Raw genomic sequence first — 19954 nt, forward strand, 5'->3', positions numbered from 1 at the left:
CCGGAACGCGCGACCGCTCGCCGCTATTCGGCGGTGGCGGTGTCCTGCCCGCGGCGGCGCGGGCCGTCCAGCGGGATGACGTCCGCGCCCGGCCGGTCCTCCGGCGGGCCGGTGAGCCAGACGGTCAGCACCATCTCCATCTCCAGCCGCGTCTCCGGGTCGTACAGCCGCTCCCCGAACAGCTCCTCGAGCTGGTGCAGCCGGTACCGGACGGTCTGCGGGTGGACGTGCAGCCGGGTCGCGACCTCGGTGGCGTTGAACCCGTTCTGCAGGCACGACAGCAGCGTCCGCATGAGCCGCTCGCGGTGCCGCGGCCGGACGGTCTTCAGCGGCGCGAGCCGCAGGTCGGCGACGGCGCGCACCAGCTCCTCGTCCTTGAACACCACCAGCGCCGGCATGTGGTCGGCGCAGCGGATCAGCCGGTCGGACGCGAGGATGCCGCGGCGCGCGAGCGGCAGCGCCTCGCGGGCCCAGCGCAGCGACTTCGCGGCGTCCTCGGTGCGGACGGTCGGGCCGAGCGCGGCGACCCAGTTGCGCAGCGCCGACTCCAGCATCCGGCCGCGGCCGGGGCCCTCCGGGTCCGGGACGAGCAGGCACGGCTCGCGCCGGTTGACGTCGGCGAGGACGTCGGGCGGCAGCGACGGGTGCGAGAACGGCTGCTGCCCCCGCTCGTACAGGACGACCGCGGCGACCGTCCGGGGGACGCGCCACTGGGCGAGGCGGGCGAGGTCGGCGACGGCCTGCGGCGCGGCGGGCGGCTCGGCGAGCAGCATGTCCAGCAGCCGGCGGCGGCGGTGCTCCAGCTCGCCGGCCTCCTGCTCGCGGGCCTTGGTGTACCCCTCGGTGGCGGCGCGGGCGATCTCGTCGAGGAACGCGAAGATCGCCTCGGCGATGCTGGCGAGGGTGCGGCGGGAGATGTTGTACCGCTCGGACTCCGACGCGAGCCGCCGCCAGGCGACGCGTGCGCCGAGCCGCAGCGAGGTCTGCAGGATGTCGAGGTTGCGGCCCTCGCGGGCCTCCGCCCAGCCGATCTCCCGGTAGACGGCGGCGACGGCCTCCCAGGAGCTCTCCGGGTCCATGATCAGGTCGACGAACTGCCGCAGCGCGCCCTCGACGGCGAGCCGGACGAGCCGGGCGTACTCCTCGTCCTGCGGGCGCGAGTACTCCGGGATCCCGGCGAGGATCTCCTCGATCATCTCCTCGGCGAGGGCCTCCAGGTGCGGCCGGAACATCTCCGACAGCTCGCTCGGCACCCCCGCCCACGGCTTCAGCGGCGAGCGGTCGCCGCCGCCCGCGGCGGGCTCCCCGCCCGTCCCCCCGGGCCCTCCGGACGCCCCCGCCCCGCCGGCGAAAGCCTTCAGGCTCGTCGTCACCTTCGCACCTCCCGCCCCCGATGGGTCGTTCCGGAAGTTACCGAGCCGGCGGGTGGCGGGCTGCACGATCGGGGACGCATTGCGGTCGGCCGCTTATAAGGCGACTGACAAAGCGTTCATCGGAAACCTATGCACGCCGGGCGCCCGGCCCGGCGAGGACGGCGGCGGCGCCGAGGCCGAGGTAGACGAGCCCGGTCGCGTACCGCTGCCGGCGGCGGAACCCGGGCCGGGCCCGCAGCCATCCGCCGAGGGACCCGGCGGCGACCGCGTAGACGAGGTCGGCGGACAGCCCGATCAGTGCGGTGACCAGGCCCATCACGGCGATCTGCAGCGGGACGGCGCCGGCCCGCTGGTCGACGAACTGCGGCAGGAACGCCAGGAAGAACAGCACGACCTTCGGGTTCAGCACGTTCACCAGCACGCCGTCGAGGTAGACGCGGGGCAGTGGCCGCGGGCGCAGGAGCGGCGCGTCGTGGGCGTCGCGGGCGCGGAGCGTCCGCCACGCGAGGAGGACGAGGTAGGCGGCGCCCGCGTAGCGCAGGACGCCGAACGCGGTGGCGGACGCGGCGACGAGCGCGGACAGCCCGGCCGCCGCGGCGCCGATGTGCACCAGCATGCCGGACTCGACGCCGAGCGCGGACACGACGCCCGCGCGGCGCCCCTCCCCGATGCTGCGCGCGGTGATGTACAGGTGGTTGGGCCCGGGGATCGCGACGAGCGTGAGCGCGGCGAGCAGGAACAGCGGTGGGTTCGTCACCCGTCGAACGCTACGAGCCCGATGGTCCCCGCCATAGAGCCAATGAGCCGCGCCGAATATGGACCAATATGGCCCGATCAGGCCGTCGTCGCGCCCGCCAGCGCCCCGGCCAGCACGAGCCGTCCGGACGTGCGGACCATGTCCGCGATCTCCTCCGTGGGCCGGCGCAGCGAGGCCAGGCTGACGAGGGCGGCGAGCAGGATGTGCCCGAGCACGACCTCCACGTCGTCGCGCGCGGGCACCGGCTCGCCGATCGCGGCCGACAGCCGGTCGCGGACGAACAGGAACAGCACCGTGCGCGCGTCGTCCACGCTGGAGTCGTCCGAGGTCACCGCCTGGATGATGGCCGAGGTCAGGGTCCGCTCCTGCGCCGCCACCTCGACGATCCGCTCCAGCAGCGCGGTGAGCCGCTCGACCGGCGTGTCGCCGACCGCGAGCGCGTCGATGTCGCCGGTGATGCGGTGCGCCCAGGTCGCGGCGACCTCGGTGAGCAGGTGGTCCTTGGTGGCGAAGTAGCGGTACACGGTCGCGCGGGCCACCCCGGCGCGGTCCGCCACGTCGTGCATGGTGACGGCCGGGTAGCCGCCCTCGCGCGCGAGATCGCGCGCCGCGTCGATCAGCCGCTCGCGCCTGGCCTGCTGGTCCTTGGTCAGCGTCCGCGTGACGGTGAACCGCACATCGCCGCTCAAAGCGCCTCCTCGCTGTGACCGTCCCCCATTCTCCCGCACGTTCGGCCTTTTCGCGCCGCCGGGCCGCCCGCGGGCGGCCCGGCGGCGGCCGGGTGCGGCCGGTCCTCCGCCTCTGTCACCTATCGCTTGCTTGGTGGTGACGTCAGTTTAGACAGCAGTCTCACGCCTTGCCCACCGCGGCCTTCCGGGCCTCCCCGGCCTCTTCGGTTGCTTAGGCCTCTGCGGACTCTGCGAACTCCTCGAACACCGCCAGCAGCGCGTCCGGCGCCTCGATCTGCGGCAGGTGCCCGGCGCGCTCGATGACGCGGAAACCGGCCCCGGGAATCGCGTCCGCGTACTCCCGGCCGTACGCGGGCGTCACCATCCGGTCGGCCTCTCCCCACACGACCAGCGTCGGCGTGGAGACGGCCGCGAGCCGTCCCTTCAGGCTCGGGTCGGCCATCGACTCGCCGCCGTAGACGCGCAGCGCGTCCCGATTGCCGGCCGCGATGCGCTTCTGCTCGTCCGGAAGCGCCGAAAGGTCGATCCGGTACGCGTCCGGGTCGGCATAGCTCAGGTCGACGACCTGGTCGAACGTCAGCGAGAAGAAATCCGCGACCGGGTGCTCGGCGCTTTCCAGGCCGACCGCGTCCAGCAGCACCAGCCCTGCGAGGCGTTCTGGCGCGGCGAGAGCGAGTTCCGCCGCCACCCACCCGCCGACGGAACTGCCGATGACGGTCGCGTTCTCGATTTCCCATTCCTCCAGCAGCCGCGCATAGACCTCGGCGAGCCCCCGGACCGAATCGAGTTTCTCCGGACGCGCCGTACCGCCGAACCCGGGATGGACGGGCGTGAGGACACGATTGCCCCGGCGGGCAAGCAGTTCGGCGAACCCGCTCACCGAAACGGGCCCGGCTCCCCCGTGCAGCAGCAGGACGGGCCTCCCCTCCCCGCTCTCGTCAATGGTCAGCGAAACGTCCCCGAAGGGCGTGGACAGCACGTGCTCGGACATCGGACTCCTACTTCTCGTATTCGGTCGCCAGCTCGGTGGCATAGCGCTTCATGACCTCGATGCTCGCCTCCGGCGTGAACTCCACGCCCGACTCGATCATCGCCTTCAGGTCGCGGAAGTACTGGACGTACAGGTCGGGGGTGAAGGTGTTCAGCAGCACCAGCGGCTCGTCCCCGGGATTGGCGAACGTGTGCGGCGCGCCCGGCGGGATCATCGCGAGCGTCCCCGCCGGCACGTCGTAACTGGTCTCGCCGACCGTGAACCGGGCGGTGCCCGAGACCACGTAGAACCCCTCGTCGTGCCGCGCGTGCCGGTGCTGCGGCGGCCCCGCCGTGTGCGGGGCGACGGTGATCTCGCCGATCCCCAGGCGATGGCCGGTCGTGGTGCCGTCCTCGAGGATCCGCATCGTGGTCGTCCCCAGCCGGACGCTCTCCCCTTCGTCCGGCCGGACGATCGCGGCTCCGCTCATGACGATCCCTTCCCTCGTGAGAGTGAACTCTCATGACGATAGGCTGCCCGCATCGATTCATGCAAGTACACTCTCACGAAGAAAGCCGCCTCTCGGGAAGGAGCCGGACGATGGAGGCCGAGACCGCCACCGGGCGCGCGAACCAGAAGGCCCGGACGCGCAGGGCGATCGTCGACGCCTGCCGCGACCTCGCCCGGTCCGGGGCCGAGGTGACGATGCCGCGGGTGGCGAAGGCGGCCCTCGTCTCCGAGGCCACCGCCTACCGCTACTTCCCCGACCTGACCTCGCTCCTGCAGGAGGCCCTCGTGGCCGTCTGGCCCGGCCCGGAAGAGGCCCTCGCCCCCGTCGCCGCCTCGGTCGACCCCGCCGAGCGGGTCGCCTTCGCCACCGGCTACCTGCTCCGCCACGTCCACGCCCACCAGGGCGCCGTCCGGGCGATGATCTCCACCACGATCACCGCGCCGGCCCGCTCCGGTGCCCGCCCCGGCATGCGCTTCGCGCTGATCGACCACGCCCTGGCGCCCTTCGCGGACCCGTCCCCCGGCGCCCTCGCCCGCCTCAAGAGCTCCCTCGCCCTGGCCTGCGGCGCCGAAGCGTTCTTCGTCCTCACCGACCTGTGCGGCCTCTCCCCCGACGACGCGATCGCCACCGCCGTCGACACCGCCGCGACCCTCACCAGAGCGGCCTTCGCCTCCGAGACGTAGAGTCGCCGCAAGTGATCCGCTCATCCGGGGGCCGCCGTGGCGTTCGTCATCGCCTACCTGCTCGGAGCCGCCAGCGCCCTGCTCGCCGCCCGCGCCGTGCGGCGGCGCCGCCCCGGACCGCCCGCCCTCGCCGGGCGCGACCAGCGCCTGGCCGAGCTGGACGGGTTCACCACCGAGCTCGGCGAGGAACTCGCCGCGCTCGCGTTCGACCCGTCGGCACCGGGCGTCCCCGCCGAATCCGTGGCCGACTACCGCCGCGCGCTCGACGCCTACGGCGAGGCGACGGAGGCCCTCACCGCCGGGGACACCGAGCGCGCGAACCTTGCTCTGGCCACCGCCAGGAACGCGCTGACCAGGCTCGACGCCCGCACCAACGGCCTCCCGGTGCCCATCGACGTCTCGCGGGCCGCCCGCAGCCGCGGCGAGCCCGCCCCGGACCCGCGCCTGGACGGCCGCTTCTCCTACTCGGGCGCCCTCACCCGCTCCTACCTCTTCCCGATCGACTGGCCGCGCCCCGGCGGGCCCGCGATCCTGGAGGCGACCAGGAACGGAACCGGCAGCACCGAGTTCAAGGCCGTGTCCATCACCTCCACGGAAACGCCGGACGATCCCCTTTACAGCTTCGTCCTGTACGACATCTCGCGGAAGCGGTCCTATCTCCCCGCGCCGTCCGAGACCGGACGCCGCCCGACGCACTTCAAGGTCGGCCCGTGGTCACTCCAGTCGGGAAAGGGTTCGTGGTCGCTGCGGATACGGCCGATCGACGACGCGATCGAACTGTTCCGGGAATACCCGGGAACCGGCTCGGAAGTGCTCGTCCACCACGCGGACTCGCCGGCCACGCTGGGCATCCACATCGACACCGAACGGACGTGGGCCGTCCACTACCGCTGCCTGAAGAGGCACCGCTGCAGGGATTACTGCCCCTACAAGACCATGAGCCAGATCATGTGGGGAACGTCCGACGCGCTCAAAAGCGCTCCCATCTGCGGCCCCGGATACATCATGGTCGACGCCCACGGGCACGCGAAATGGTCCCTGTCCGTATCCCCCGCGAAACCCGCCCCGCCCAGCCCGCTCGCGGGGTTGCTGAAGCGCCTCGGCCTCTGACCCGTCATTCCCTCCAGGGAATCGCATCCCCGCACGCGGGACCGCAGACTGCTCTCCATGAACGAAACGCTCGAACTCAAGCAGTGGACCGACCGATACATGGCGCAGTGGAACGAGCCCGACCCCGAAGCGCGGTGGGCCCTCATCCGGGAACTGTGGGCGCCCGACGGCCTCCAGGTCCTCGTCAACCCGCCGGAGGCGGCCCGGGACGCCGCCGCGAACCTGGGCATCCCGCACCCGTCGCTCGAGGTCCGCGGCCACGACGCCATGAACGCGCGGGTGTCCCGCGCCTACGAGATGTTCATCGAGCCCGGCGAGCACATCTTCCAGCCCGCCGAAGAACCCGCCGTCCTCATGCCCAACATCATCGCGTTCCGCTGGTCAATGGTCGTGATAGCGACCGGCGAGACCGTCGGCGGCGGCCTCGAGATCATCACCCTCGACGAGAACCACCGCATCCGCACCGACCACCAATTCGTCGGCCTGAGCTGACCCCCGCGAGGCCGGACCCCCCGTCCGGCCTCGCCCCTCATGCCGCGACCGCACTACAGCTTCTTGATGGCCTGAGCGAGCCCCCGGAAATCCGCACGGGTCATGAAGATCTTCGGACCGGCGGGGTCCTTGCTGTCGCGGACGGCGACGCCTCCGGAAAGGTGCGCAAGTTCCACACACGCGCCGCCGTTCTCCCCGCTCCTCTTGGTCTTCCGCCAGACGACGCCGCTCACGTCCATCTTTCCTCCGCAATCGGATCTCGTGGGCCAGGTTCCTTCTCGCCTGGAGGACCGTTTCACCGACTATATCGAGGCGCAGGGCAAGGATTTGCACTTCCCTATGCAGGAGTGGAAGACCTTCGACTGGTGAGGGCCGAAGGATCTCATGCGCGGGCGTCCTGCAGCTTCTTGATGACCTCGGTCAGCCCCCGGAAATCCGCGCGGCTCAGGAGCAACTTCATCCCGTCCGGGTCCTTGCTGTCACGGACGGCGACGGCCTCGGGCACGGCAGCGACTTCAACGCAGTCCCCGCCGTTCTCCGTACTCTTTGCCGCCTTACGCCACGCGACATTTTTCAGGTCCATTTTTCTTCGATCACCTTTCCAATGAGATCGCGCGACATAGTCACAGGCAGCGCGTTCCTCCTCAATCTATCAAGCGTGTGCGCGAGTGCCACCAGATCCTCCGAGTCGTCCGTGGTGATACCCCGCACGGCGGTCTCCAGGTAAGCCACCTCGCTTCGGTCTTTCATCGTCGCCAGGACGAAGGAGCCGCCGTTCCCGGCAGGATCACCATCGTCGTTCACGACGATCTGAATGGTCACGTTGGGTAGCCGGCTCATGGTGAGCAGATACTCGAGTTGCTCACGCATGGTCTCCCGCGAGTCCACGAAATGCTCGAGGACGTGATCGCTCAACAGGACGATCAGGTTGACCGGAGCGGGCACGTCCCGGCGGAGGATCTCCTGCCGCGCCATACGAGCGAGAAGCGCCTCGTCGTTTCCGAGCAGCTTGCGGGCATACCTTTCGCTCTGCAGCAAGCCCGGGACGACCCTGTGCTGCCAGGTCGTCAGCACGTCGGCTTCGGCCTCGACGTCGGGCCAGTCGAACCAGCTCGGGAAGCCGAGCTGCTGGTCGCTGTTCAGGTCGTCGTAGAGGCCGAGGAGGACGCCGTTCGCCTTGAAGACGGGGTCCATGATCTCGACGAAGGTGCGTTTGCACCGCTTCTTGCCGCTCTCGACCTGCGAGACGAACGACGCGGTCTTGTTCGTGCGCTCGCCGACGCGGGCCTGACTCAACCCGGAGCGCTCCCGGTAGCGCCGGAACTGGCGTCCGAACGCCGCGAGCGCGGGGGACGTCTTCGCACGTCGGCGGGGTGCAACCATGATCAGCGCTCCCTAACTCCGCATGACCGGCCGTAACTCGCCGGGAGTGATCGACATCGGGTTGTGCTCACTTTCCGTAGGTTAACAGTCACTTTGCGTTCGCGGGTGCCTTACTTGACGAGGGAGCATCGGAGACTCACTCGGAGGGACACGTGATGGGGGCAGGGGATTTCGCGTCGGGGGCGCCGGCGCTGGTGGTGGGCCCCAGCGATCAGGCGCCCGGGCGGGCGAGGCGCTTCCTGGTGGAGCGGTTCCGCGAGCTGGGGCTCGGCGACGACTACGTCGGCCGGCTGGTGGTTACAGAACTGGTTACCAATGCTTACAAACACGTTGGTTTCGGACGCATCGTCGTGCGGGTGGCGCCGGAGCGCCAGGTCAGGGTCGCGGTCGGTGTTTGTTCGCGTGGCGACACCTGGTGTTACCACCTGGTCGGTAACGGGTGCGAAAGCCATCTCGGGGACGCGCGGCGGGTGGCGGAGCGGGACGACGCGTTGCTCCGGGGCCGGATGTTCCCGGCCGCGTGCGAGGAGAGGGCGGGACGCCGGGAGGGGCTCGGGCAGGGTAGAACGAAGGGATGACGGGCCGAGGACGTGAGGGCATGCGGGAGCGCGGGGGCGGGTGGGTGCCCGTGCGGTTCAGCTGGGACCGGGACGACCGGCATCGGCGGCTTCGCGCGGTGGCGGTGGCGGGGCTGGTGGCCGGGGCGCTGATGGCGGTGTTCGGGCTGCCGCCGATCGCCCTCCACAGCCCGCTCCGGCTGATCGGCATGGTGTGCCCGCTGTGCGGCGGGACACGGGCGGTGCAGGCGTTGATGCGCGGGGACGTCGCGACCGCGTGGCACTACAACCCGCTCGCGTTCGCGGTGGTGCCGGGAGCGCTGCTCGTCCTGGTCAGGTGGGGTGCGGGGCTGGCAACCGGACGCTGGGTGAACGTGCGGGTGCTGCGTCCGGTCGCCGTCTGGGTCCTCGCCGCGCTGGCCGTCGCGGCGCTGTGGGCCTACCAGGCGTCGCACGCGTCGATGCTGCGCCACGGTGACGGGAGCTTCCGGCACCAGGTGACGGGCATGGGCCTGGCGATGGTCGTCGTCGCGGCGGCCGCGGTGGTCCAGATGCTCGTCGTGCTGCCGCTCGCCCGCCGGTTCCGCGCGGGGCGCGCCGGCACGGAGCAGCCCCGCGGCTGACGCCGGCGGCCCGCGGGCACGCCCCGGCTCGTCCGGTCCCTCCGGCGGAAGGTGTGGAGGGACCGGACGAGCCCCGGGCGGGCGGGCCCCATCGCCCGAGGTCCCCGCGGCCCCGGGCGGCTTCCGGGCGATCAGGCGACGTCGAGCTCCCGCCGCCGCTCGGCCCACTGCAGCGAGTGCCGGATGGCGTCCTCGATCGTGTACTCGGGCTTCCAGCGCAGCAGCTCCCACGCCTTGTCGGGCCGGACGAACGCGCCGACGACGTCGCCGGGACGCGCCGGCGCCTCCTCCGCGACGAACGCCTCGCCGACGACCTCGCGGAACGCGTCGACCAGCTCCCGTACGGTGGTCCCGTCGCCGGTGCCGAGGTTGATCACCTCGTAGCCGGAGCCCTCCCCGGCCGGGCGCAGCGGCGGGACGATCGCGTCGAACCGGTCCGCCGCCGCGCAGAACGCGCGGGCGATGTCCCAGACGTGGATGTAGTCGCGGATCGCGGTGCCGTCGCGGGTGTCCCAGTCCACCCCGGTGATCTTGAACGGGACGCCCAGCTCGTACGACTCGATCATCTTGCCGAGCGCGTGCGTCGGCTTGCTGCTCTGCAGGCCGGTGCGCAGCTGCGGGTCCGCGCCGATCGGGTTGAGGTAGCGCAGCGAGACGACCCGCAGCGAGGTCGCGCGGCAGACGTCCTCCAGCATCAGCTCGGCCATCATCTTGGAGCGGGTGTACGGGTTCTGCGGCTCCAGCGCCGAGGTCTCCGTCACCGACAGGTCGGCCTCCGGCCGGTACATGCCCGCGGTCGACGCGAAGATCATCCGGTCGCAGCCGTTGCGGACCAGGTGCTCGGCGAAGTCGCGGGTGCGCCCGAGGTTGACCCGGTAGTAGCGCAGCGGGTCCTTCATCGAGTCGGGCACCACGATCAGCGCCGCGCAGTGCACCGCGACGCCGATCTCCGGATGCTCCCGGAAGATCGCGTCGACGAGCTCACCGTCCCCGATGTCGCCCTGGTAGAAGATCTTCCCGTCGGTGAACTCCTGCCGGCCGGTGATGAGGCTGTCGAGCACCACCGGCGTGATCCCGCGTTCGGCGAACGCGGACGCGATCGTGCTGCCGATGAACCCGGCTCCCCCTGTGATCAGGACTTTCATATGGCATCCCCTGCGCCAGTGCGTCCCTGCTCGGTCACGCACAGGATCAGCAGGCGGTCGCGGATGGTCAACGGACCGCCCTGCAGGTGTCCGGGTCCGGACGGCGGTCAACCGGCGCCCGGTGCGGGGCGTCCGCGCACGGTCCCTCCCGCGCGCGCCCGCCACCTGCGGAGATCCCCGGGCGGGCGCGCGGGCCGGGTTCGGTGCCCGGTGCGCCGCCCGCCGCGGCATGTCCGAAACGACTACAGCGTTTGCAGGATCCGGATCGCGTCCGCACCGGTCATCGTCGGTGGATGCAACCGATCCGGGTCCTGATCGTGGACGACCACGCGCTGTTCGCCGAGGCGCTCGCCGCCCGGCTGGCCCGCGAGCCCGATCTGGTGATCCTGCCGATCGCCGCGGACGTGCGGCGCGCGCTGGCGCTCGCCGGCACCGAGCGCCCGCAGGTGGTCGTGCTGGACATGACGCTGGGCGCGGAGAGCGGCCTGGACGTCCTGGACCGCGTCCGCGAGGACCACCCGGACGTGCGGGTGGTGGTGCTGACCGCGATGAGCGACCTCGACACGCTGGTGCAGGCGGTGCGGCGCGGCGCGGTCGGCTGGCTGTCGAAGACCGAGGGCGCCGACCTCGTCGCGCGGGTGATCCGGTCGGCGGCGCGGCAGGGCGGCTGGATCCCGCCGGACGTGCTCGGCGAGGTGCTGCGCCGGCTCGTCGCGGGCGACCCGCGGGACGCCGGCGGCGCGCGGCTGCTGGCGGAGCTGACGCCCCGCGAGCGCGAGGTGCTGCAGTGCATGGTCGACGGCCTGGGCCGCGCGGAGATCGCCGAGCGGCTGGGGCTGTCGGCCAACACCGTCCGCACGCACACGCAGAACCTGCTGGCGAAGCTCGACATGCACTCGGCGCTGGAGGCGATCACCCTCGCGATGCGCGCCGGCATGCGCCCCGGCGCCTGACCTCCGCCGACGCGGGAGGCCTGGTGCAAACGGCGTAGTGGGGGGTCGTCGTTTGGGCGATTCGGGCGGCATCGGGCCTTCCTACGCTCGGCCGTACGAAGCCGGAGGCCGGAGGGGAGACCCGTGGAGATCGATGAGGTCGCGGCGCGCGTCGCCCGCAGCTACTGGGCGCTCCTGCTGCTCATGACGGTCGTCCCGCTCGTGCTGGTGGGCGGCGTGATGAGCCGGCAGGACCCGCCCGCGGTCGCGAAGACGCGCCTGCAGGCCACCGCGAAGGCCGCGGACGCGGCGGCCGGGGACGCGGGCGTCAGCACCGAGGTCAGCCAGGTGAAGGCGTTCGCGACCAGCGACAACCTGCTCGCCGGGGTGCTGGGGCAGCTGCACCTGCACCGGTCCACCACCAAGCTCGCCAAGGACATCGGGGTCGCCGGGCTCGGCACCTCGACGGTCGTCGAGCTGTCGGTGAAGGACAAGGACCCGCAGGCCGCGCGGAAGCTGACCGACGCGATCGGCGCCGCCGTGGTGAAGGAGATCAACGACTCCAACCAGGGCGCGATCAACCAGCAGCTCGCCTCCATCGACAAGCGGGTGCGGGACCTGGAGAAGAAGCTCGGGCCGCTGTCGCGGCGGGCGGGCGCGCAGCCGAACCCCGACATCGGCGCCGCGAACGAGCGGGAGCGGGTGCAGGCGGAGCTGACCGACCTGCGGTCGAACCGGTCGGACCTGCAGGCGCAGCTGCTGACGGCGGGCAACGCCTCGGTGGTGCAGCCGGCGGTGATCGCGCCGAAGAGCGACCCGGCGGTCATGATGGCGGTCGTCGCGGGCCTGGTCGGGCTGGTCGCCGGGATCCTGATCGCGGTGGTGAACGAGATGGCCCGCCCGACGATCCCCGGGCAGCGGCGGGTCGCGCGGCGGCTCGGCGTCCCGCTGCTCGGCTGGGCGGACAAGGGCCCGGCGGAGCTCGCCGACCTCGGCCGGCGGGTCCGGCTCGCCGCCCGCAAGGAGGAGGTCGGGCAGGTCACGCTGGTCGGCGCGCCCGGGCCGCTGCCTGCCGACCTCGTGTCGTCGGTGGCGTCGGCGGTGTACGGGGACCGGACGAAGGTGGTCGGCGCCCGCCCGGTCCGGCAGCGTCCGGGCGAGGGCGACGGCGGTGACGGCACCGTCACGAGCGCCGCGAAGGCCAAGCCGGGCCGGCCGAAGAAGGACGACGGGTCCGGCGACGAGCCGGGCGACGGCCCGTCGCTGAACAGCTCCGGTCCCGGCACGGGGAAGAGCACGTCGGTGGTCCGCGCCGGGGGCGGCACCGCCGTGATGACGAAGAAGTCCGGCGAGGCGGTCTCCCCCTCGGAGATCACCCAGCCGGTCCCGGTGCCCGTGCGCGCGGTGTGCCACGTGCACGCGTTCGAGGACATCGATCCGGGCTCCGACGACGAGGTCGGGGTGGTCGTGGTGGTCGGTCCGGTGACGCGGGTGTCGGGACTGGAGACGGTCCGGGACCTGGTCGCCGCGTCCGGCTGGCCGCTCCTCGGTGTCATCGCCACGTCCCGCAAGATCAAGGGGTAGCAGATGAGTTCAGCCGGTCAGTCCACCGTTCCGTTCACGATCCCGTCGGTGTCCGGCGAGGTGTCGGACGCCGTGGTGAAGGTGCTCGACTCGGGGTGGATCACCACGGGGCCGCAGACGGCGGCGTTCGAGCAGGAGTTCGCCGACTATCTGGGCGCCGCGCACGTCGTCGCGGTCGCCTCCTGCACGACCGCGCTGGAGCTGTGCCTGCGCGGGCTGGAGCTGCCGCCGGGGTCGGCGGTGCTGACGCCGAGCCTGACGTTCTGCGGCGCGATCAACGCGATCCTGCACGCGGGGCACCGGCCGGTGCTGGTGGACATCGACGAGGACACGCTGGTGCCGAGCCCGGAGACGGTCGCCGCGGCGGCCGCGCGGGTGCGGCCGGCGGCGATGATCGTCCAGAACCAGGGCGGCTACCCGGTGGACGTGGCGGCGCTGGCGGAGGCGGCCGGGCTCGACCGGACGCGGGTCGTCGAGGACGCGGCGCACGGCCCGGGCGCGGCGCGCGGCGGCAAGCCCGTCGGGGCGGAGTCGTTCGCGGCGTGCTTCTCCTTCTACGCCACCAAGAACATGCCGATCGGCGAGGGCGGCGCCATCGCGACGAGCGACGAGGGGCTGCAGGAGAAGGTCCGCGCGATGCGGCTGCACGGGATGAGCAAGGACTCGTGGAAGCGGTACCTGCCGGGCGGGAGCTGGCGGTACGACGTGAAGCAGGTCGGCCTGAAGGCGAACATGACGGACGTGCAGGCGTCGATCGGGCGGGCGCAGCTCGCCGCACTGCCCGAGTGGCAGCGGCGCCGCGCCGAGATCGTCGCCGCCTACGACGAGGCGTTCCGCGACCTGCCCGGCCTGACGCTGCCGCAGCGGAACCTCGGCGGCATCCAGCACGCGTGGCATCTCTACCAGGTGCGGGTCCCGGACCGGGACGCGATCAGCGCGGAGCTGGAGGCGGCGGGCGTGTCGACGTCCGTCCACTTCATCCCCGCCAACCAGATGACGTCGTACCGGGACATCCTCGGCGCCGACGAGTGCGCGCGGGTGCCGGTGACCGACCGGGTCGGCGAGGAACTGCTGTCCCTCCCCCTCTACCCGGGGCTGACGCCCGACGGCCAGGACCGCGTCATCGCCGCACTCACCGAGGCGCTGCGGACCCGGAGCTGACCGTGCGATGGTTCCCGCCGCGCCCGAACCGCCGGGCCGCGCCGCCCCCGCCCGTCCCCGTCAGCCCGCTCGCGCTGCTGATGGGGCGGGACGAGGTGGCGCTGGCCGGGCTGCGCGGGCGGCGCCTCGTCCGGGGCCGGCGCGTGCTGGTCACCGGCGCCTGCGGGACGGTCGGGTCGGCGCTGTGTCGGCAGGTCCGGCGGCTGGAGCCGGAGGCGCTGTGCCTGGTCGACAAGGACGCGGCCGGGCTCGCCCGGCTCGGCCGGGAGCTCGCCGCGGAGGCGGGCGGGGACGCCGGCGTCACGCTCGCCGAGGTCGACGTGCGCGACCGCGACGGGGTCGACCGGGCGGTCCGGGACGCGCGGCCCGACCTGCTGTTCCACACCGCGGGCCAGAACGAGCTGGCGAAGGTGGAGCAGGACCCGTGCCGGGGCGTCGCCGACAACGTCGGCGGCACCCGGCACGCGGTCGACAGCGCGGTCCGGCACGACGTGCAGCGGATGGTGTTCGTCTCCTCCGACAAGGCCGCCGAGCCGACCTCGGTGTTCGGCGCGACGATGCGGCTCGGCGAGCTGCTGCTGCAGACCGCGACGGGCGGCCCGACGTGCTTCGCGGCGGTCCGCGTCGGCAACGTCATCGGCGAGGCGGGCGCGCTGCTCAGCCTGCTCGCGCACCGCATCTCCTCCGGCGAGGTCGTGACGATCACGCATCCGGAGGTGGCGCGGCACTTCATGACGGTGGCGGAGGCGGCGGGGCTGCTGATCGAGGCGGCGGCGCTGGCGGAGGAGGCGGAGACGTTCGTGCTGGACATGGGCCGTCCCGTCCCGGTGGTGGAGCTGGTGCACCGGTACGCCGAGCAGCTGCGGCTGCCGGAGGTGACGATCCGGTTCAGCGGGCTCGGGCCCGGCGAGAAGCTCGCGGAGAAGGCGTTCGCCGACTCCGAGCGGCGGATCCGCACCGCGCATCCGAAGATCTGGGCGACCCGCCCGGCGCCGCCGCCCGCCGGGCTGCCGCAGCTGCTGGACGAGCTGGCCGCGGCGGCCGGGGACGGCGACGACGGCCGGGTCCGGCTGCTGCTGCGCCGGCTGCTCCCGGAGTACCACCCGGTGCGGCGCCCGCTGCCGGCCGGCGACCCGCCGCCGCCCGGACCTTCTTGTCTATGTGACGCGGGGTGCAGCCCCGACCCTCCCGGCCTGTGAGGTGCGCGTTGAGTACGAGCAGGAAGCTCCGAGTCGCCACGGTGATCACCCGGTTCAACGGCGGCGCCGGTCAGGTGGCGCTGAACGGCGCGCTGGCGCTGCCGGACGGGGAGTACGAGCGCGCGATCGTCACCGGCGGCGTCGGCATGGACAGTGTCGGCTCGAACGGGGAGGCGCGCGCCGCCCGCGACACCGTCCTGTACGGCGACGAGGCGGTGGCGAACGCGGCGGCGGGCGACCTGACGCCCCGCGCGCACGCCGCCGGGATGGAGATCGTGCAGGTGGGGCCGCTGGTCCCGCAGATCTCGCCGCGCGACGACCTCGCCGCGCTGCGGACGCTGACGCGGGTGCTCGCCGAGGGGCGCTACGACGTCGTCCACACGCACAGCGCGAAGGGCGGCGTGATCGGGCGGGTCGCGGCGGCGCGCGCGGGCGTCCCGCGGATCGTGCACACCTGGCACGGGTTCCCGTTCAACGAGTTCCAGTCGTGGGCGCGGCGCGCCGTCTACATCCGGCTCGAGCGGATCGCCGCCAAGCGCACCGACGCGTTCCTCGCGATCGGGTCGGAGACGGTGACGACGGCGCTGCGGCTCGGGCTCACGACGCCGGAACGGGTCCGGCTGTCGTGGCCCGCCGTGGACGTCGAGAGATACGCGGCGGCTGCCGGGTCCCGCGCGCAGGCCCGCCGCCGCCTCGACCTGCCGCTCGGCGTGAAGGTGGCCGGCGCGATCGGCCGGCTGACGTTCCAGAAGGGCCCGGAGATCTTCGCGAAGGCGCTCGCGCGGCTGCCCGACGACGTGTTCGGGCTGTGGGTCGGCGGCGGCCCGATGGCGGACGAGCTGGCCGCGCTGACGGCCAAGCTCGGCATCGGGGAGCGGATGCGCTGGCTCGGGCACCGCGACGACGTCGCCGAGGTGCTGCCCGCGTTCGACCTGATGGCGATGCCGTCCCGCTGGGAGGGCCTGCCGTGCGTGCTGGTCGAGGCGATCGGCGCGGGGATCCCGCTGGTCGCGACGGCCGTCCCGTCCAACCAGGACCTGGTGCTGGCCGGGGAGACCGGGATGCTCGTCCCGCCGGAGGACCCCGAGCAGCTCGCCGCCGCGATCGGCGCGCTGCTCGACGACCCGGCCGCCGCCGCGCGGATGGCCGAGCGGGCCCGCGGCCGGATCGGCGACTGGTTCTCCCCGGCGCATCTCGGGACCGTCCTGGACGAGACCTACCGAGGAAGCTCCAAGCGCCCATGACCGCACTGACGAAGGCGCCACCGGACGCACCGCGGGCCGAGACGGCGCAGGACGCGCCGCCGGACGCCGGAGCGGCCGCGGAGCCGGAGCTCCCGGCGCTCCGGCGGCGGTGGCCGCTGACGTCGGTGGCGCTGGTGGCGGGCATCGCGTCGCTGCCGATGCTGATGCCGGCGGGCCTGCCACCGGGCCCCGGCAACACCGGGCTGCCCGACCTCGCGCTCATCGCGCTGTCCGCGGTGACGCTACTGTGGGCGGGCACCCGGAGGCTGCCGGTGCGGTGGCCGTTCCTGATCCCCACCCTGATGACGATCATCGCCGGCGGGGTCGCCGCGGTCGTCAACGACGCGGGCACGCTCACCCTGGTCAAGGACCTGTTCGTGCTGATGTGGGCGGTGTGCATCGCCAACCTCGGCCGCGAGCCGGGGATGCTGCGGCTCGCGCTGCGCGCGTTCATCGTGATCGGCACGCTCTACGCGGTCATCGAGATCCTCGGGATGATCCTCGGGATCGAGGCGATGTCCGGCAAGCAGCTGGACGGCGAGCGCGCCATGTTCACCTTCGGCGACGCCAACTACGCCTCCAACTGGTTCATCTGCATCTTCTTCATCACGCGCGCGGCCCGGTACCCGCGCAAGACCTGGCACCGCTGGACGGTCTGCGCCGTCCTGCTCACCGCCGAGGGGCTGACCGGCTCCAACGGCGGGCTCCTCGCGCTGTGCGTCGCGCTGCTGCTCGGCTACCTGTTCGGCCTGGTCCGCAGGGGCAGGGCGCACCACGCGATCGCGGTCGCCTCGCTGGCGTTCTTCGTCGCGGGCGCGGGCGTCGCCGTCGTCACCACCGTCGACATCCAGCCCTACCTGGACCAGGCGAGCCAGATGTCGCCGGTGCTGCGCGACTCGATCGGGCGCACCACCGGGGAGAGCACCGAGTCGCGCAGCTCGGTGAACGCCGCGACGATCCAGATGCTGGAGGAGCAGACGCATCCGTGGGGCATCGGCCCCAACCAGACGCGCCCGCAGATGCTCGCGCGGCAGTACGGGTACGTCCGCGAGGCGCACAACGACTACATCGCGGCCGTGCTGGAGCGCGGGTTCCTCGGCGGGATCGCGCTGGTCACGCTGCTGTTCGTGCTGATCATGCGGTGCGTGCGGATCGCCCGCCGCGGCGCCCTCACCGCCGAGTACGCCGCGCTCGTCCCGCGCCCGGAGATGTTCGGCGCGCTCCTCGCGGTGTTCCTGGTGTCCGCGCTCTTCTACCAGACGCTGCACTACCGGCACGGCTGGGCCTTCTTCGGCCTGGTCGCCGCCCTCGACCTCTTCGGAAGGCGCACCGCCGCCGGGCGGCGGCCCCCAGGAACCCCGGACGACCCCGCCGCGGAGGGAGCCCGATGACCGACACTCAGCAGCCGACGGTGGCGCCGGCCGCCGAAGCCGACGCCGGACGGCTGCGGCGGCGGCTCCTCGCCCTCGTCGCGGGGAACATGGCGGGACGGATCGGCGCGCTCGGCTCGCTCGGCATCGCCACGATCCTCGTCGCGCGGATCGGCGGGCCGAAGCTCGTCGGCGCGTTCACGCTCGTGCGGATCCTGCCGGGGCTGCTGTGCCAGCTGTCCAGCGCCGGGCTCCCCGGCGCCGCACCCTACTTCCTGGCCCGCGACTCCTACGACCAGAGCCGGGTGCGGCCCACGCTGGCGTGGCTGACCGTCATCGGCGCGGTGCTCGGCGGGGTCGGCTGGCTCGCCCTCAGCCCGCTCGCCTACCTGGTGTTCTTCAAGTCGTTCGGGATCTGGATCACCATCGCCGCGGCGGCCCCGTCGTTCACGCAGGGGTTCGTGTCGGTCGGCAAGGGCCTGCTGCAGGGCACCGACGACCAGCCCGGCGCGAGCCTCGCCATCGCGGTCGAGGAGTTCGTGTTCGTGCCGATCTACCTGGTGCTGCTCACCGGCTGGTACGGGCCGGGCGCGCTGATCGCCGGGCTCGTGCTCGCCGACGTCGCGGCGGCCGCGTGGATCGCGCGGCGCCTCGCCACCCGCGGGTTCTTCCGCGGCTGGGGACGGCCCGACCGGCGTCTCGGCCGCACGATCGCCGGGTACGGGGTGCGCGGCTACGTCGGGCAGCTCATCGACCTGCTCCAGCTGCGGTTCGACATGGCGCTGCTCGGCGCGCTCGCCGGCCCGAAGGTCCTCGGCGTCTACACGGTCGCGAGCAAGTTCGCCGAGCTGGTGCAGCTGCCCGGCCTCGCCGTGAACTACGTGCTGTACCCCGACTTCGCCAAGGAGGACCGGGCGAAGGCGACCCGCCGCACCGCCCGCCTCATCCTGCCCGCGCTCGGTGTGTCGGCGCTCGCCGCGGTCCCGCTCGCGCTCATCGCCGGGACGGCGCTGCCGTGGATCTTCGGGGACGTGTTCGACGACGCGGTCGTGCCGACCTACATCCGGCTCGCCGGCGTCGTCACGTTCGGCGTCACCGGGCTCATCATGGCGTACCTGTACGGGGTCGGGCGGCCCGGCGCCGCGTCCACCGGGCAGGGCCTCGGCCTGCTGGTCGTCGTCGTGCTCGGCGCGATCCTCATCCCCCGGCACGGCGCGGTCGGCGCGGCGATCGCCACGTCCGTCTCGTTCGTCGCGACCACCGCCGCGCTGCTCGCCTGGTTCCAGCACGTCCGCAAGACCGCCGCCCGCGAACCCGCGGCCGGGCCCGTGCCGGACGCGCCCGGCGCGGGCCTCGCCGCGGCCGACGACCCTGCTCCGCACAGCAAGGGGTGACCATGTCCGAGGACCACACCGAACTCGCCACCCGGCCCGTCGACCCGTCCGACGGCGTCGCGCCGTCGGCGGCGCGCCGCGCCCTGGACATCGCCGGCGCGGTCACCGGGCTGCTGCTGCTCAGCGTCCCGCTCGCGCTCATCTACCTGCTCGTCCGGCTGTCCAGCCCGGGCCCCGGGGTGTTCCGGCAGACCCGCGTCGGGCAGGGCGGCCGGCCGTTCACCATGTACAAGTTCCGGACGATGCGGCAGGGCGTCGGCGGGCTCACCGTCACCGCCAACTGCGACCCGCGGCTCACCCGGATCGGCAAGCTGCTGCGGCAGTGGTCGCTGGACGAGCTGCCGCAGCTGGTGAACGTGCTGCGCGGGCAGATGACGCTGGTCGGGCCGCGCCCGGAGACCTACGACCTCGCCGTGCACTACGACGCGGACTCGCGGTGGATCTTCGACCACCGGCCGGGGCTGACCGGGGTGTCGGAGGTCCGGTTCCGCGACTTCGACGTGCTCGGCCCCGGCGAGGAGGTCGACCTCGTCAACTACATCGAGCGGATCGTCCCGGCGCGGGTCGCGGTGGACGCGGTCTACCTGCGCGACCCGTCGATGCGGCAGACGCTGCGCGCGCTCTGGGACACCGTCAAGCACATCCTCGGGTTCACGATCCCGCCGCTGCAGGTCGCGTCGGACGGGACCGTCGAGGAGGCGCCCGGCGCGACGGCCGCGCCGGCGCCGGACACCGCCGCACGCACGCCCGCCGAGGAGCCCGGTTCCGCGGCGTAGC

Annotated in this window: 22 protein-coding genes; 13 read left to right on the plus strand and 9 right to left on the minus strand. The window is 72.9% G+C overall.

Translation table 11 applies throughout. The features are described 5' to 3' along the window. Positions 1-23 precede the first annotated feature (23 nt). From AB0C78_RS30235 to AB0C78_RS30255, 5 genes are all read right to left on the minus strand, one after another. A complete protein-coding gene (locus AB0C78_RS30235; protein WP_360754335.1) occupies positions 24-1373 on the minus strand; it encodes a helix-turn-helix domain-containing protein in 1350 nt (449 codons plus the stop codon). Between the two features lie 127 nt (positions 1374-1500). Beyond that, a complete protein-coding gene (locus AB0C78_RS30240) occupies positions 1501-2130 on the minus strand; it encodes a LysE family translocator (protein ID WP_360754338.1) in 630 nt (209 codons plus the stop codon). A gap of 77 nt (positions 2131-2207) precedes the next feature. Continuing rightward, positions 2208-2819, minus strand: a complete 612-nt coding sequence (locus AB0C78_RS30245) for a TetR/AcrR family transcriptional regulator (RefSeq protein ID WP_151541074.1) — start codon at positions 2817-2819, stop codon at positions 2208-2210. A 211-nt stretch (positions 2820-3030) separates the two neighbouring features. After that, positions 3031-3810 (minus strand): alpha/beta hydrolase, encoded by a 780-nt coding sequence (locus tag AB0C78_RS30250; protein ID WP_360754341.1) that lies wholly within the window; start codon positions 3808-3810, stop codon positions 3031-3033. Between the two features lie 7 nt (positions 3811-3817). Next, the gene (locus AB0C78_RS30255) at positions 3818-4279 is read right to left on the minus strand and encodes a cupin domain-containing protein (RefSeq protein ID WP_360754344.1); all 462 of its coding nucleotides are present in this window, start codon (positions 4277-4279) and stop codon (positions 3818-3820) included. Between the two features lie 110 nt (positions 4280-4389). On the opposite strand from AB0C78_RS30255, the gene AB0C78_RS30260 reads away from it, so the two are divergent. The 3 genes from AB0C78_RS30260 to AB0C78_RS30270 are packed head-to-tail and all read left to right on the plus strand — an operon-like array spanning position 4390 to position 6585. Then, complete coding sequence (locus tag AB0C78_RS30260; RefSeq protein WP_360754347.1) at positions 4390-4983, plus strand: TetR/AcrR family transcriptional regulator; 594 nt, start codon at positions 4390-4392, stop codon at positions 4981-4983. Between the two features lie 36 nt (positions 4984-5019). Beyond that, positions 5020-6093: a hypothetical protein gene (locus AB0C78_RS30265; RefSeq protein ID WP_360754350.1), complete on the plus strand. Its 1074-nt coding sequence runs from the start codon at positions 5020-5022 to the stop codon at positions 6091-6093. Between the two features lie 57 nt (positions 6094-6150). After that, positions 6151-6585: a hypothetical protein gene (locus AB0C78_RS30270; protein WP_360754353.1), complete on the plus strand. Its 435-nt coding sequence runs from the start codon at positions 6151-6153 to the stop codon at positions 6583-6585. Positions 6586-6638: 53 nt separating this feature from the next. On the opposite strand, the gene AB0C78_RS30275 is transcribed toward AB0C78_RS30270, so the two are convergent. The 3 genes from AB0C78_RS30275 to AB0C78_RS30285 form a co-directional block, all read right to left on the minus strand. Next, a complete protein-coding gene (locus AB0C78_RS30275; protein ID WP_360754356.1) occupies positions 6639-6824 on the minus strand; it encodes a DUF397 domain-containing protein in 186 nt (61 codons plus the stop codon). Between the two features lie 143 nt (positions 6825-6967). Then, positions 6968-7168 (minus strand): DUF397 domain-containing protein, encoded by a 201-nt coding sequence (locus AB0C78_RS30280; protein ID WP_360754358.1) that lies wholly within the window; start codon positions 7166-7168, stop codon positions 6968-6970. Continuing rightward, positions 7159-7968, minus strand: coding sequence for a helix-turn-helix transcriptional regulator (locus tag AB0C78_RS30285; protein ID WP_360754360.1), 810 nt, complete (start codon positions 7966-7968; stop codon positions 7159-7161). The genes AB0C78_RS30280 and AB0C78_RS30285 overlap by 10 nt, the downstream gene beginning before the upstream one ends. Positions 7969-8123: 155 nt before the next feature. Between AB0C78_RS30285 and AB0C78_RS30290 the strand changes: the two genes are divergently transcribed. Next, positions 8124-8546: a hypothetical protein gene (locus tag AB0C78_RS30290; RefSeq protein WP_360754363.1), complete on the plus strand. Its 423-nt coding sequence runs from the start codon at positions 8124-8126 to the stop codon at positions 8544-8546. 20 nt (positions 8547-8566) lie between these two features. Continuing rightward, on the plus strand, positions 8567-9148 hold the full coding sequence (locus tag AB0C78_RS30295; protein WP_360754366.1) for a DUF2752 domain-containing protein: 582 nt from the start codon (positions 8567-8569) through the stop codon (positions 9146-9148). Positions 9149-9279: 131 nt separating this feature from the next. Here the strand turns inward: AB0C78_RS30295 and galE are convergent, their stop codons facing one another. Further along, positions 9280-10293: a UDP-glucose 4-epimerase GalE gene (gene galE / locus AB0C78_RS30300; RefSeq protein WP_151541081.1), complete on the minus strand. Its 1014-nt coding sequence runs from the start codon at positions 10291-10293 to the stop codon at positions 9280-9282. A 293-nt stretch (positions 10294-10586) separates the two neighbouring features. Here galE and AB0C78_RS30305 point away from each other — a divergent pair, with 293 nt between their 5' ends. From AB0C78_RS30305 to AB0C78_RS30340, 8 genes are all read left to right on the plus strand, one after another. Further along, positions 10587-11246 carry a response regulator transcription factor gene (locus tag AB0C78_RS30305; protein ID WP_151541082.1) on the plus strand — a complete coding sequence of 220 codons (660 nt, stop codon included), beginning with the start codon at positions 10587-10589 and terminating at the stop codon, positions 11244-11246. A 123-nt stretch (positions 11247-11369) separates the two neighbouring features. After that, positions 11370-12809 (plus strand): hypothetical protein, encoded by a 1440-nt coding sequence (locus AB0C78_RS30310; protein ID WP_360754369.1) that lies wholly within the window; start codon positions 11370-11372, stop codon positions 12807-12809. A gap of 3 nt (positions 12810-12812) precedes the next feature. Continuing rightward, a complete protein-coding gene (locus AB0C78_RS30315) occupies positions 12813-13970 on the plus strand; it encodes a DegT/DnrJ/EryC1/StrS aminotransferase family protein (protein WP_360754371.1) in 1158 nt (385 codons plus the stop codon). A gap of 2 nt (positions 13971-13972) precedes the next feature. Then, complete coding sequence (locus AB0C78_RS30320) at positions 13973-15169, plus strand: SDR family NAD(P)-dependent oxidoreductase (RefSeq protein ID WP_360754373.1); 1197 nt, start codon at positions 13973-13975, stop codon at positions 15167-15169. 8 nt (positions 15170-15177) lie between these two features. After that, entirely contained in the window at positions 15178-16413 is a 1236-nt protein-coding gene (locus AB0C78_RS30325; protein WP_360754375.1) for a glycosyltransferase, read from the plus strand. Beyond that, a complete protein-coding gene (locus AB0C78_RS30330; RefSeq protein WP_360754378.1) occupies positions 16410-17804 on the plus strand; it encodes an O-antigen ligase family protein in 1395 nt (464 codons plus the stop codon). The genes AB0C78_RS30325 and AB0C78_RS30330 overlap by 4 nt, the downstream gene beginning before the upstream one ends. Further along, positions 17801-19177, plus strand: a complete 1377-nt coding sequence (locus AB0C78_RS30335) for an oligosaccharide flippase family protein (RefSeq protein ID WP_360754380.1) — start codon at positions 17801-17803, stop codon at positions 19175-19177. Before AB0C78_RS30330 ends, AB0C78_RS30335 begins: the two co-directional genes overlap by 4 nt. A 2-nt stretch (positions 19178-19179) precedes the next feature. Next, positions 19180-19953, plus strand: a complete 774-nt coding sequence (locus AB0C78_RS30340) for a sugar transferase (protein WP_360754382.1) — start codon at positions 19180-19182, stop codon at positions 19951-19953. The last annotated feature ends 1 nt before the right edge of the window (position 19954 follow it).

The sequence above is a fragment of the Actinomadura sp. NPDC048394 genome (genome assembly GCF_040651755.1).
In the GTDB taxonomy this organism is placed as follows: Bacteria; Actinomycetota; Actinomycetes; order Streptosporangiales; family Streptosporangiaceae; genus Spirillospora; species Spirillospora montaniterrae.